Origin of the sequence: Enterococcus sp. AZ170, from assembly GCF_050545135.1 — a bacterium.
GTDB lineage: Bacteria > Bacillota > Bacilli > Lactobacillales > Enterococcaceae > Enterococcus_L > Enterococcus_L ureilyticus.
In genome coordinates this window covers 3,092,522-3,106,276 of sequence record NZ_CP172947.1, presented here as the reverse complement: position 1 = coordinate 3,106,276, position 13,755 = coordinate 3,092,522, and the positions used below count along the sequence as shown (strand labels likewise).

General features: G+C 35.4%; 8 protein-coding genes. 5 read left to right on the top strand and 3 right to left on the bottom strand.

All coding sequences use genetic code 11. The features are described from left to right. The first annotated feature begins 17 nt into the window (after positions 1-17). Positions 18-2,429, top strand: a complete 2,412-nt coding sequence (locus IGJ55_RS14850; RefSeq protein WP_430606739.1) for a hypothetical protein — start codon at positions 18-20, stop codon at positions 2,427-2,429. A 511-nt stretch (positions 2,430-2,940) separates the two neighbouring features. After that, the gene (locus tag IGJ55_RS14845) at positions 2,941-3,831 is read left to right on the top strand and encodes a helix-turn-helix domain-containing protein (protein ID WP_069641439.1); all 891 of its coding nucleotides are present in this window, start codon (positions 2,941-2,943) and stop codon (positions 3,829-3,831) included. A gap of 521 nt (positions 3,832-4,352) precedes the next feature. On the opposite strand, the gene IGJ55_RS14840 is transcribed toward IGJ55_RS14845, so the two are convergent. Continuing rightward, positions 4,353-5,144 carry a helix-turn-helix domain-containing protein gene (locus IGJ55_RS14840; RefSeq protein ID WP_207120965.1) on the bottom strand — a complete coding sequence of 264 codons (792 nt, stop codon included), beginning with the start codon at positions 5,142-5,144 and terminating at the stop codon, positions 4,353-4,355. Positions 5,145-5,232: 88 nt separating this feature from the next. Between IGJ55_RS14840 and IGJ55_RS14835 the strand changes: the two genes are divergently transcribed. Continuing rightward, on the top strand, positions 5,233-7,407 hold the full coding sequence (locus IGJ55_RS14835) for an alpha-galactosidase (protein WP_430606738.1): 2,175 nt from the start codon (positions 5,233-5,235) through the stop codon (positions 7,405-7,407). A gap of 52 nt (positions 7,408-7,459) precedes the next feature. On the opposite strand, the gene IGJ55_RS14830 is transcribed toward IGJ55_RS14835, so the two are convergent. Together IGJ55_RS14830 and IGJ55_RS14825 are read right to left on the bottom strand one after the other, a co-directional pair. Beyond that, positions 7,460-9,073, bottom strand: coding sequence for a glycoside hydrolase family 13 protein (locus tag IGJ55_RS14830; RefSeq protein WP_430606737.1), 1,614 nt, complete (start codon positions 9,071-9,073; stop codon positions 7,460-7,462). Continuing rightward, the gene (locus IGJ55_RS14825; RefSeq protein ID WP_430606736.1) at positions 9,063-11,024 is read right to left on the bottom strand and encodes a sucrose-specific PTS transporter subunit IIBC; all 1,962 of its coding nucleotides are present in this window, start codon (positions 11,022-11,024) and stop codon (positions 9,063-9,065) included. The genes IGJ55_RS14830 and IGJ55_RS14825 overlap by 11 nt, the downstream gene beginning before the upstream one ends. Before the next feature lie 252 nt (positions 11,025-11,276). Here IGJ55_RS14825 and IGJ55_RS14820 point away from each other — a divergent pair, with 252 nt between their 5' ends. After that, positions 11,277-12,758 carry a sucrose-6-phosphate hydrolase gene (locus tag IGJ55_RS14820; protein ID WP_430606735.1) on the top strand — a complete coding sequence of 494 codons (1,482 nt, stop codon included), beginning with the start codon at positions 11,277-11,279 and terminating at the stop codon, positions 12,756-12,758. Positions 12,759-12,771: 13 nt separating this feature from the next. Further along, positions 12,772-13,755 (top strand): LacI family DNA-binding transcriptional regulator, encoded by a 984-nt coding sequence (locus IGJ55_RS14815; protein WP_069641445.1) that lies wholly within the window; start codon positions 12,772-12,774, stop codon positions 13,753-13,755.

Genomic DNA, 13,755 nt, shown 5'->3' with positions numbered 1-13,755 from the left:
GAAGGTGATAAGTGCATATGAATCCATGGGAAGTTTTAGAGATTGACTATACAACAGATAGTAGAAAAATAAAGAAAGCGTATGCTAAAAAGTTGAAATTGATTTTTCCTGATGAACAACCAGAAGAATTTCAGGCATTAAAACTAGCTTTTGATGCGGCCTTAGCTATAGCTAAAGCATCTGATGATGGGCCTGCTACTATCCTTATAAAAGATGAAAACATCTTAGATTCGGAGGTAGCTCGACAAGATCAAATAGATGATCAAGAGAATGGTAGTATTTTTGATATTCCTTTTTCAACACAGCTACAACGAATCGTTGCGGAAAAAGATTATTTTTATAAGTTAGCATACTGGGAGAAGCTAGTAGAACCGATCAATGAATGGTCTATTGATGAATTTATGGCAAACTCTTATAGCATTCAAGTCTTTCTAGTTGAGCATTTTACAATTATAGCAAAAGAAATTATTCATTTTTTATTTCATACGTTTGACTTATTAGAGCTTCGTGATGAAATTGGACAAGAAAATTATGTATACGGAGACTTTACAGCCTTAAGATATAAAATATATCATGTTCCGCCATTTTCATTTGCAATAGCACAAGATCTTGATAGAAACAGTCGGGAAGAATATTTCAATTTACGCTATTCTATTTATTGTATGCTTGAAAGTGATGCAGATGTTCATTTAATCGAGAAAAAAATAGACAGAGCGAAGCTCATTTTTTCTAAAGACAGCGATCTGTCAAATTTGTATGTTCTGACTACTTTAAAAATTGATCACGGCAATATCAAAAATCAGGTAATTTTAACAAAAATTGAAAATGCCCTGCTATCAACTGAAGAGGGTCAAAAAAATGAGACAACAGAATTTTTAAGAACGTATATCCAAGCACTAAAGAAAAGTCAAGCTCGTCAAGTAGTTCAAGAAACGATTACCTGGAAGAAGACGCAATTAATTATTCCTCAACAACTCTATTACTTGTTGGAAGGGTATGTCTTTTTTTTCCAACATAAATACGTAATAGCTTTTGAGATGTGGAAAAAGCTTCCATTACAAGAAATAGTTTATTTGGAAGATTCTTTAAAGGAAATGAAGAAACAGTTATGGCGTACGCATAAACAAGACTATTTGTACCTGCAAAATGAAATGAAAAAGAGGAAACAAAAGGAAGGGAAAAGCAGTGAATCTTCTAAAATAATGTTCTTCTGTTCACTTGTTCTGATCGTTATGTTTTTCATATTTGCTGTATTTAATAATACTGGTCCGAATACCGTACATAGAATTTCAAAAACGAAACTTCTTGAACAGCTATCCAGTTCGCTGGAAGACGAAGAAGATAGTTATGTAGAAAAAGATTTAAACGAAGAATTAATTGAGCGAACATTTATTGAGGCTTTTTACCTATCGAATCAATTAGAGCAGCAAAAACAGTTTCAGATTGACTATATGGAGGAAAATGTATCAATTGAAGCAGCAGCACAGCTAAATGCTCAACCAAAATTTGAACAGGCTGTATTAAGTGATTTTACAATCAAAAAAAATAAATTGACAGAATACACCATCATCTATTATCGTGACGAACCTATTAATCTACTTGGGATAAATGATTACAATCAGAAGATAGACAAAATTTATGGGGAAGGCTGGGAACGAATAGAGCAGTTTACTCCGGTAAATTTTGACGATTTAGATATACCGTTTAGTTCATTAGCTGAAAGATTTATTTACATTTTTTATAGTACAGACAATCAGTTATTAAAAGACATTTTTAAAATTAGTTTCACTTATGATAATTTATTACGAGAACAGATGACTGATTTTGTTCCTGCTAAACCTTATGTGAATAGTTCTATGTCAGATTTCTCTTTTATAACGAAGGAAAAAACGGATAATGATATCTCAGAAATAGTCTATATTCGTTATAAAGATACTCCTTTTTGTATCCTTAGATTTTATCCTGGAGATAATGAACCAAAAATCAATGGATTAGTTGGTGATAGTTGGAATTTCCAAGGTGAAAATTCTTATACGCCTCTTAAAGTGGTTGATTACGAAGAGGCGGTAAAAATTTTTATTCGATATATATTATTTTCAAGTGAAAAACAAGAAAATCTAGCAAAATATGATGAGTATTTTAGCGATAATATCCGCTCATTAGTAAATGATCGCTTATCACTGGATATGTCTAAAGACTTAATCAACACAGATCTCTATATGGATATGGAAAAGAGTAGTGACTTGAAAGCTGATGAGCCAACGTTATTTTTGAGGAACGGCTATGAAGTAAGTCTGGTTTTTACCTTTGACGATCTAGGACGGTTAGATCATGTGTATGGTGATGGCTGGGAAGAGGGGAATAAATTAGAGATAGAAGGGACGTATACGAAATATATTAAAAGTACGCGATTTATATTAGAGCAGTAGAACAATTTTTTGTGACATATTTTACCAGTAGATAAAATGCTCAGCTCTTTTTTATCATAAAAATTGGCGGCGGTACAAAAACAATTCATGCTGTTTTGATTTTATGTCTACCTATTAATTTACGAGTATAACGTTTGGTGAAAACATAATTATCCTTTTTATTTTAGGCTTTATTAGTATTCTAAACTTAAAATAGGAACTAATGTTTATAATGATGCCTCACACGATATAGATGTAATAGGATAGTAGAATGGTTGGACCAATAAAAAAATTAGATTGCTAAATAGCCCATTGTATCGAAAAAGATACAATGGGCTATTTGCAACATAATTATCCAGTTATCTCAGATAATAGCTGTCTAATAAAATTAAACATTAACCCAAATAAAAACTGAAATAGCAAATGCACTAGCAACTGTAATCACAACGATCCCCCCTTTCAAAAATATAATATTTCAAACAATTTATATGTAATAATGTGCTATACTTGTACAAAAGGGAGTGGAACTAGAATGAACGTAGAAGAAGCACTTTATTTTTTTAGAAAAAATAAAAATTTAAAGCAAAAAGATGTTCTTACCTATACTGATACCTCCGTCTATTCCAAAATTGAGACCGGCAAAAAGATATTAAGATTTTCTGAGTTAACAGATATTCTAGAACGTTTCTCTATCCCACTAGAAGAATTTTCAGAATATTTAGAAGACAGTATAGAACAAAAAAAGTTTCGTAAACTATTTAAACAGTGTGGTAATAACCCAACTGATGAATCAAGTAAATATGAGCTACTCAGCTACTATAACCAATTAAGCTTTTCTAAAGAGATGCATCTTAGAGAAATGGCAAATTTTATCGGCATAAAAACGTTATTCTCCAATTATTGGAAAGAAATTTCTCCTGTGAGCCAAGAGGAATTAAACCAAATCTATGATCTTCTAATCAAAAAAGAGTATTTTTTTCAGTATGACTATGCGGTGTTATCCAATACAATTTTTCTATTTAATGATAAACAAATCAAGAGCCTAGCCAAAAAAGTCTTGCCTGTTAAAGATATCGAAATTAGAAATGTTGAAACAACAGAATTCATTAAGAACATGATCAATAATTTAATCACGACTCTGCTACGTAAAAAAGAATATGAAGAAAGCCGTTATTACTTAAAATTAGCCATTACAAAAGAAGGCAGTCTTACATTTGATTATAAATTAGTCATTCAGTATTTAGATAACTTAACGAGCTATTTAATTACTGGCGATGACCGTTATAAAGAAAATATAGTTGACTATATTCATTTATTAACTAAACTTGGAGAGCAGCATTTCGCAAAAAGCATTGAGCGAGAAGTTTACTCTATCATTTCAGAAAGCAAAGATATTCCAATATTTATTCAAGCTGACTTGTAGTTTGAGCATCAGTTATACTTGAAAATAAATTGACAAGTATACGCTCCACTAACATAGTTGCTTTTTGTAATTTTCATTACATGATTAGCATACCATATTATTTGTATTTTTTTCACTCAAATTGTAAATAATGTGCATTTGTAGTCGCAATCTGCCTTATTTTTTGTGATTATGTCGATAAGGTATTTAGAAAGGCACTTGTCTAGGTGCTTTTTTTGTTATGGTAATGAAAAATTTTTCTATGATAGTTATTATTTTCCACATAATAGCATGCATTTTAAACGTTATCTCTAATAACTATCCTTATTAAGAAATAATAAAAAGGCATTCTATCAGTTTCAAACAAATACCTCAACAATGAATGGGTAATTTAATTGATCGAGAGAGATTATCAAGTAACGTACTAGTCTATTCAATAATTATCTGTATAAATTCATTAAACTATTGTTTATGCTATTAAAAATAGAATGTCCATCTATCTAATTTCTCAATCAACATAGCTCTTAAAAAGGAACGAATCCTTAATAATACTGTGTTCTTTTATTTTTATACTCACTAGGAGAGATTCCCATTTCTTTTTTAAATACTTTACTAAAATAGTTTCCTGTTGAAAAACCAACTTTTTTTGCGACTATTTCCACCGCTTCATCCGCCCATAATAGCGATAATGAATGAAGGATGCGAACTTTTTTTAAATAGTGGATTGGTGGGGAGCTATAAGCGCCTTCGAATTGTCGAATTAGCTTGTATTTTGATAGCTCATATTTTTCAGATAAAAAATCCAAGCTAATATCTTCAAAATAGTGTTCATCAATATATTTTTTTACAGCTATGATGGTATCTGTTTTTTGTTGGATTTCTTTTTGGATCTCTTCTTTACTATCTAAAAAAAGGGCAAATGCTATTTTGGCATTTTGTGTAACGGTTAATTCTCGTATTTTTAGATCAAGAATAACGCTTCGTAACATTTCAATAAATGAATCAGAGAGTTCAACGATCGCAAGTGATCTATCCAACCATTGGATCATATTTCCTGAAAACTCTACAAATAGAAACTGCCAATCCTCACCGAAGTAGCGAAAATTTCCAGGGATTTTAGCAAAGAAAGCTCTATTTTTTGTTAAGCTAACAGTTTTTTCTCCTATTTGTATAAATCCTTGCCCACTTAATGTTACTTGCAAAACTATTAGTTGTTCTTTTCGAAGACGTGCATCCCAGTCATAATGAATACTTCCTTGTCCGACACCAATGCCTCGGATGAGTGGTAAATGTCGGTCATCGATGTAATGGAATTGACGCACAAAATTCTGCAATTTATTACCCTCCTTAAAATAATTTCTTCTTGTTACTTCTGATTATACTCGATATCATGGAGAGTATAAAAGAAGAGGAATGGTAAATATGCCAATTTATTTTGATACATCACAAAATGTTTTTCACCTGAGCAATAATGAAATTAGTTATATCATTGGTATCGAAAAAGAAAAATATCTTACCCATAGGTATTTTGGTCCTCGTTTAGCAGAGTATCATCAAGTCAATCAGCTGCAAATGATCGATCGCGGCTTTGCCACGAATCCAATCAGTGAAGAACGGACTTTTTCGTTAAATACGCTGCCACTTGAAACGAGTACACAAGGTAGCTTAGATTATCGGGTGAGTAACTATCAGTTTCGGAATCTAGACGGATATTGTATTACCAATCTTGTCTATGATCACTTTGAAATTATAGAAGGCAAACGATCTTTAGAGGGTCTGCCTTCACTAAGGGGAGAACAAGCACAAACCTTAGCGATTTATCTTGTAGACCATATTCAGTTACTTGAAATGGTGTTGTATTATACGATATATGAAGATCTTCCTGTCATTACACGGAGTGTGGGGTATAAAAATAATGGAACAAAAGCAGTCTATATAGAAAATGCTGGTTCGATGCTGTTAGATTTTCCTCGTTGTGACTTCGACTTGCTAACACTTAATGGAGCGCATACAAATGAAGCAACAATCCATCGCCAAGCCCTCCATCCTGGTATACAAAAAATCGCATCAACTAGAGGAACAAGTAGTCCGCAACATCATCCGTTCTTGGGGCTTGCTGATCGGTATACGAATGAAGATCAAGGGGACGTTTATGGCTTTCATTTTATTTACAGTGGAAATTTTGTTGCTCAAGCAGAAGTAGAGCAATATGGTAGTACACGGATTCAAATCGGAATTAATCCAGAGAACTTTGAATGGAAATTGTCACCAGGAGCAACATTTCAAACACCAGAAGTTGTATTGAATTTTAGTGGGCAAGGATTTAATCAACTTTCCCAGACATTTCATAAATTATACCAAACCTATTTGATTCCTAAGCAGTGGCAACAGATGGAACGTCCCATTTTACTTAATTCTTGGGAAGGGAATTATTTTGATTTTACTGAAGAGGATTTGATCCGCCAAGCTCAATTAGCGAGTACTTTAGGGATTGAATTATTTGTTTTAGATGACGGGTGGTTTGGTCAACGTGTAGATGATACAACTTCTTTAGGTGATTGGCATGTGAACGAAGTAAAACTGCCAAATGGGATCGAGCATCTTGCAGATGTTATTCACCAACAAAAGATGAAATTTGGTTTATGGTTTGAGCCAGAAATGATTTCTGTAAAAAGTCGCTTGTTTGAGAAACATCCAGAATGGAGTTTACAGGTTCCAAATTATCCTCAAACACAAGGGCGACAACAGCTAGTCTTAAACTTAAGTTTGCCAGAAGTTCAAGATCACCTTATTAACATGCTGACAGCCTATCTTTCTTCAAATAAAATTGATTATATAAAATGGGACATGAATCGACATTTAACGGAAGTGAGCAGTTTTCTTTTACCAAATGACCAACAAAAGGAAGTGAGCCATCGTTATGTTCTAGGACTTTATCGGATTTTATCTGAAGTGACAGAACAATTTCCCCAAGTCCTTTTTGAAAATTGCTCTAGTGGTGGCGGTCGATTTGACCCAGGCATGGTTGCCTATATGCCACAAACTTGGGCAAGCGATAACACAGACGCATTATGTCGCTCGAAAATTCAATACGGCTATAGCTATCTGTATCCGCCAATTATGATGGGGGCTCATGTTTCAGATAGTCCTAATCATCAGGTAGGTCGAAACACCCCCTTGGAAAGTCGCTTTTTAATTGCAATGAGTGGAAACTTTGGCTATGAATTAGCGATAGAAAAACAATCGCCACAAGACCTCGAAATGATAAAAGAGCAAATTGTATTTTATAAAAAGCATCGTAGGCTATTACAGTTTGGGCAATTTTATCGTTTAAAAGAACTTGATGCGGCGTGCTCCACTGCTTGGCTATTCAAAAACGAAACAGAAGCGCTACTTGTCTATTCCAATGGACTTGCTCAACCAGCACAAACGATTCAGTATTTAAAAACAAAATATCTTGAGGAATCGGCTCTTTATAAGGATATGCGTACAGGGAAAATATACAGCGGTAGTGAATTAAATCATGCCGGTATTCTTGTTCCAAGGATCAAAGGGGATTTCAATTGTTTTTATATTCATTGGACGGTCATTGGGTAAACGATACATTAAAAAGCCTCCCTACGGCGATTCGCCGTAGGGAGGCTTTTTGTTAATTTAATAAAACAGCATAGGCTTCGAAAGGAAGAAGCGTTTGACTGATCTCTTTTTCATAAGTATGAATCAAGATTTCTTTGATTTGTTGTGTTGCCTCCAATAAGAATTGAGCTGGCTTATTGGAAAAATTGACAACAACTAATAATTGCTCTCCTTCGTGCTTACGGATATAGGCCAAAACTGCTGCATCTTCTGTTTGAATATGCTCAAATGTTCCTTCTGTAATCACGGGTAATTGTTTTCGGAACTGAATCAATTTTTTGTACGTATAAAATAAGGAGTCTGGGTCGTTTAAAGCAGCGGCTACATTGATCTCACTTGAATCTCCTGCAGGTAGCCAAGGAATGCCAGTTGTAAAGCCCGCTTGTTTAGAATCATCCCACTGCATTGGATGGCGTGCATTATCCCGTCCTTTGGCATTGATAGAGACAATGATTTCTTCTTCTGTATAGCCCAAAGAGATGCGTTCATCATACATTCTACGACTTTCAATATCATCGACCTCATCAATAGATTTAATTGGATAATTGATCATCCCAATTTCTTCACCTTGGTAAATATAAGGTGTTCCTTGAAGAAAATAAAGATAGATTGCCAACATTTTCCCACTAAGTACCCTAAACTCTTGATCATCGCCCCAACGAGAAATGATTCGTGGTAAATCGTGATTATTCCAAAACAGGGAGTTCCAGCCTTTTCCAGTTAATTCAGTTTGCCATTTAGAAAAAACGTGATGTAGTTCTTTTGGATCAAGTTTTTTTAGATCCCACTTTCGTTTGCCTGGTTGTTTATCCAAATTGATATGCTCAAATTGGAAAACCATCGACAATTCATCTCTACTCTCATCTGAATAAAGTTGAGCAATTTCGGGTGTTGCGCCCCAAGTTTCGCCAACCGTGACCAAATCATATTCACCAAAGGTATTTTGATTCATTTCCTGTAATAGCTCATGGAGTTTTGGCCCATTTTTAGTAATTAATTGGTCGGGTTCTTTTCCGATTAAATCAATAACATCTAGACGGAATCCGCCTACTCCTTTTTCGATCCAGTAATTCATCATACGATAAATTTCGTAGCGCATCGTTTTATTTTCCCAATTTAAGTCAGGCTGCTCTTTGGCATGTAAGTGAAGATAATACTCTCCAAGTTCTGGAACTAATGTCCAAGCAGAACCGCCAAAATTTGACTGCAGGGTGTTCGGCGGTCGTCCGTCAACGTCCTTTCTCCAAACGTAAAAATCATGAAACTCACTCTTTGGATCATGAAGCGCAGATTGAAACCATGGATGTTCAGAGGACGTATGATTGACGACTAAGTCCATGATGATCTTGATATTCCTCTTTTTCGCTTCTTCAATTAGTGTGTCCATATCCTTCATTGTTCCATATTCTGGATCGATCGCTTGATAATCACTGATATCATAGCCATTATCTTCATTAGGGGATTGATACACAGGACTTAACCAAATTGCTTCTATCCCTAGAAAAGCAAGATAATCTAGACGTTGAATAATTCCAGGAAGATCCCCGATACCATCTGCATTCGTATCTTGAAAGCTACGTGGATAGACTTGATAGATCGTTGCCTTTTTCCACCAATTAGTTTTCATAGCGCACACTCAAAGCTAGTAGATCTTGGTTTTCATCTACACTTAATGTGTCAATTACTTCAACGGCTTCATAGTCGTTCGTATTCGTAATGATCATCATCACCGTTGGATCAAAGCCAGCTTGTTTGACAGCATCTAAATCAACTGTGCCTAAGAGATCGCCTTTTTTCACTAAGTCTCCGTATTTTTTAGTCGTTTCAAAGAATTCTCCATTTAATTTTACCGTATCGATCCCAATATGGATCAGGACTTCTGCACCATGGGTTGTTTTTAATCCATACGCATGTTTTGAATCGTATACGACCGTTAATTCCCCATCGGCTGGGGCGTAAATAATCCCTTTTTCTGGAATTACCGCAATGCCTTTCCCCATCATTTCTTGTGCAAAGACAGGATCGTTGACTTCTTTTAAAGCAATAGGTGTGCCTTTGACTGGTGCAGCTAAGATTTCATCTTGAACCGCGATCACTTCCGCTTCAGGATCTTCATTGATTGCAACCGCAACTTCACCTGAACTAGTGTCATCATCTGCAAATACAGCCATATGACGTTTACCATAAGCATATGTCGTAACGAAACCAACTAAAATGCTGATGACGATCCCAATCATGAAATAAGGAATTGATTTTGGTGCGATTGAAATGAATCCGATCACACTTGCAGGGCCCATTGCAACGGATAAAACATGAAATGCACCGATAAATACACAAGCAACTGCTGAAGCGATCATTCCACAGATAAATGGAAATTTAAGTTTTAAATTGACCCCGAAAATTGCTGGTTCCGTAATTCCTAGCATCGCTGAAATACTTGCTGAGGTCGCTAAGCTTTTTTGTTTTTTATTTTTAGTTAGTAACATAATAGCAAGTGTTGCTGCACCTTGACCAACGTTTGCCATAGAAGCGACTGGGAAAATGAAGGAACCGCCAGTACGTGCCACATCTGCTAACAAGGTGGTCTCGATTGCTGGAAAACTTTGATGTAGACCTGTGATAACAATAGGGGAATAAAATAGTCCGAATACACCTAAACCAATTGCGCCTGTTGTATTATACAACCAAACAAGTCCATCAGTTAAACCATCTGAAACGATTCTCATAACAGGTCCTACAACGATAAATGTCAAAAATCCAGTAATAATGATGGCTAACATTGGGGTGAAAGTAAAATCAAATGCATTTGGAATGCGCTTGTGGAAGAATTTTTCTAAAGTTGCCAAAATCCAAGCAACCACTAATACTGGCAATACAGAACCTTGATAACCGGCTTGGGCAACATTCATCCCAAAGACATGCCAATAATTCATACTTCCTTCTGCAATCGCATTAGCCACGCCATATCCATTGACCAAATCGGGCATAACCATCGCCATTCCAATGGCAGCACCTAGATAAGGATTACCACCAAAGCGTTTGGTTGCAGAAAATCCAACTAAGATAGGTAAAAAGGCAAAAGGAGCAGAGGCCAACAAATTAATGATGCTAGCAACATCCGTTACAGCTGGAAACATTTCTACAACGGATTGAGGACCAAATAAATGTTGTGCAGTTAACACATTATTCAAGGCCATCAATAAACCACCCGCAACTAAAGCAGGAACAATCGGAACAAAAATATCAGATAATACTTTAATAAAGGCCATAATTGGATTGTTCTTCTTACCGTTTGCCGCGACTGCTTTCAAATCAGCGGTGGATGCTTCTTTGACATTGGTTATTTTTATCAGTTCATCATAGACATTGTTGACATCACCAGCTCCAATAATGATTTGAAACTGGTCATTGGCTTCAAAGGTTCCTTTAACAGCATCATTGTTGTCTAAAGCTTTCTGATCCACCTTGCTTGAATCTTTTAGAACTAACCTTAGTCGTGTCGCACAATGCGCTGCTGCTTGAATATTATCTTCGCCGAGTGCTTGATTGATTTCCTCTGCCACTTTTTTGTAATCCATTCTCGTTCCTCCTAAATGTCATTTAAACGATCTCAATAGAAGTTGTTATCTTGTATATGAAAACTAGAAATGAAATCGCTTTTTCACATCCAAAGTATACCATTTTTCATAAAAATGTCAAACGTATGACAATTAATAAAATAGATTTTAAAAGGTGTTTATATAATTAGGGATTGAAATTGATTAACGTTTGACAATAATTGCCTTTAAAGTTAAACTATATGCAAGAATACGCTTACGAGGAGAGTATATATGTCTGTAAAAAAAGTTTGGACGAAAGAAGAACGTTATCGTCCATATCAAGAATGGGATAAAACGCATCTTGCTTTATTAAAAGAGAAAATCGCCAATTCTAAATGGCGTTTAGGGTACCATATTCAACCAAATACTGGCTTACTAAATGATCCAAATGGTTTTTCATTTTTTAATGATCAATGGCATGTTTTTTATCAATCCTATCCAATGGGAGCTGTTCATGGATTAAAATCTTGGTATCATCTGACATCTGATAATTTAGTGGACTGGAAAGAAGAAGGAACAAAAGTATTTCCAGATAGTTTGTACGATAGTCATGGCGTCTATTCAGGAACCGCTTTGCCTGTTTCGGATCAATTGTTTCTTGCTTATACAGGAAATGTTCGTGATGATAATTGGGTTCGTCATTCCTACCAGTTAGGTGCCTGGATGGATGAATCTGGAACGGTTCAAAAAATCGAGACGCCATTGATCGCTGCACCGCCGAAAGGATATACATCAGAATTTAGAGATCCTCAAGTCTTTCGCTATAATAATCGTTACTTGATGGTCATAGGTGCTCAAGATGAGACAGAAAAAGGAAAGATTCTTACTTATCAAAGTTCTGATTTGCTTACATGGCAGTGCAAGGGTGAATTGGAGTTTACCGATAAAGAAATGGGCTTTATGATTGAATGCCCTAATTTACTAGTAACAGAAGACGCGGCTTTACTTATCTTTTGTCCTCAAGGGTTAGAACCAGATATCTGTTCTTATGGAAATATTTATCCTAATACGTATGTCATCGGGGATTCTTACGACAGTGAAGCGAATTGTTTGATTCAGCCTACTGTATTAAAAAATCTGGATGAAGGGTTTGATGTATACGCTACTCAAGCCTTTCAAGCACCAGATAACCGTTTATTATCTATTAGTTGGGTGGGATTACCAGAAATTGATTATCCAACCGATCAAGAAGAATGGGCCCATTGTCTAAGTAGTGTAAAAGAGCTGTTTATAAAAGACAAAAAATTGTATCAACGCCCTGTCGCAGAAATGAAGCAATTACGCATAGGTGAAGCGATTGAGTTGAACAAAGATTCCGATTCTTTTTTTGAAACAGAGACAAATCAGTATGAGATCAGGCTGTCATTTGACCCACTTTCCAGTGGAACGCTTACTTTATTTACGAATAAAGAACAAAATGAGGGATTAACGATTAATTTTGATTCGCAACATGGTAAAATAATGATAGACCGTAGTCAAGCTGGTACTGTTTTTGGAAAAGAATATGGATTTGTTCGATCGTTTTCGGTTGAACAAAAACCATTAGACCTACAAATTTTTGTAGATTCATCGATTGTTGAAGTCTTCATCAACGAAGGTGAAAAAGTGGCAACCATGCGAGTATTTCCAGAAACACATCAGACAGGAGTCCATCTAGAGTGTGATGGAGGCTATCAAGGGAAATTATGGCAACTGCGGAAAACTAACCAATAAAGGATGAACGGACATGGTCATCAAACTAACGGATGTAGCCAAAAAGGCTGGCGTCTCGCCCACTACTGTTTCTCGTGTGATTAATAATTACGGCTCCTTAAGTCAAAAAACCATTGATAAAGTAAATTTGGCGATGAAAGAGCTGAATTATCAACCGAATTCTTTAGCTCGTTCCTTACAAGGAAAAAATACACAATTGATCGGACTGATTTTTCCAACCGTTGCCAATCCTTTTTTTGGGGAGCTTGTTGAAAGAATCGAAGGGAAACTATTTGATTTAGGCTACCGTGTTATTTTGTGTGATAGTGCCAATAATAAAGAAAAAGAGCGTCATTATATTAATATGCTTGCGGCCAATAAAGTAGATGGAATCATAGCCGGTGCTCATAACCTAGGAATCACAGAATATGAAGATATCGAGCTGCCGATTGTTTCTTTTGACCGTTATTTAGCTGACAATATTCCAATTATTGGCAGTGATAATTTTCAAGGGGGCTATTTAGCTACTGAAACATTATTTGTCAAAGGTGCACGAAAAATTGCGATTCTCACAGGATCACAAGAATCAAACTCGCCTACAAATTTTCGTTTAAACGGGTATTTAAGTTTTCTAGAGAAGCACGAATTAACACCAAAAATGTTTCAGATTCAAACAACGGCTAGATCAACAACCTTGAAAAATTTAGAGATCAAACATATTTTAGAAACAGAAGAAATTGACAGCTTGTTTTGTACGGATGATTTAACGGCTATCCTTGTCTATAATCAATGCCAGCAATTGAAGATAAAAGTTCCTGAACAAATCAAGATCATTGGGTATGATGGAACAAAATTCGTTCAAAATTATTTTCCACAACTTTCGACGATTGCTCAACCAATGGCTGACTATGCAGAAATTTTAGTGGACTTATTGCTACAAAGAATCCAAAATCCAGAAAAAAAACTTGAAAAAAATTACCTATTACCGGTAAAACTAATTCAAGGTCAAACAACATAA

Excerpts from the sequence above, each read along its gene's own strand:
- IGJ55_RS14835 (WP_430606738.1), top strand. The coding sequence starts at position 5,233 with ATGCCAATTTATTTTGATACATCACAAAATGTTTTTCACCTGAGCAAT.
- IGJ55_RS14850 (WP_430606739.1), top strand. The coding sequence starts at position 18 with ATGAATCCATGGGAAGTTTTAGAGATTGACTATACAACAGATAGTAGA.
- IGJ55_RS14820 (WP_430606735.1), top strand. The coding sequence starts at position 11,277 with ATGTCTGTAAAAAAAGTTTGGACGAAAGAAGAACGTTATCGTCCATAT.
- IGJ55_RS14815 (WP_069641445.1), top strand. The coding sequence starts at position 12,772 with ATGGTCATCAAACTAACGGATGTAGCCAAAAAGGCTGGCGTCTCGCCC.
- IGJ55_RS14845 (WP_069641439.1), top strand. The coding sequence starts at position 2,941 with ATGAACGTAGAAGAAGCACTTTATTTTTTTAGAAAAAATAAAAATTTA.
- IGJ55_RS14825 (WP_430606736.1), bottom strand. The coding sequence starts at position 11,024 with ATGGATTACAAAAAAGTGGCAGAGGAAATCAATCAAGCACTCGGCGAA.
- IGJ55_RS14830 (WP_430606737.1), bottom strand. The coding sequence starts at position 9,073 with ATGAAAACTAATTGGTGGAAAAAGGCAACGATCTATCAAGTCTATCCA.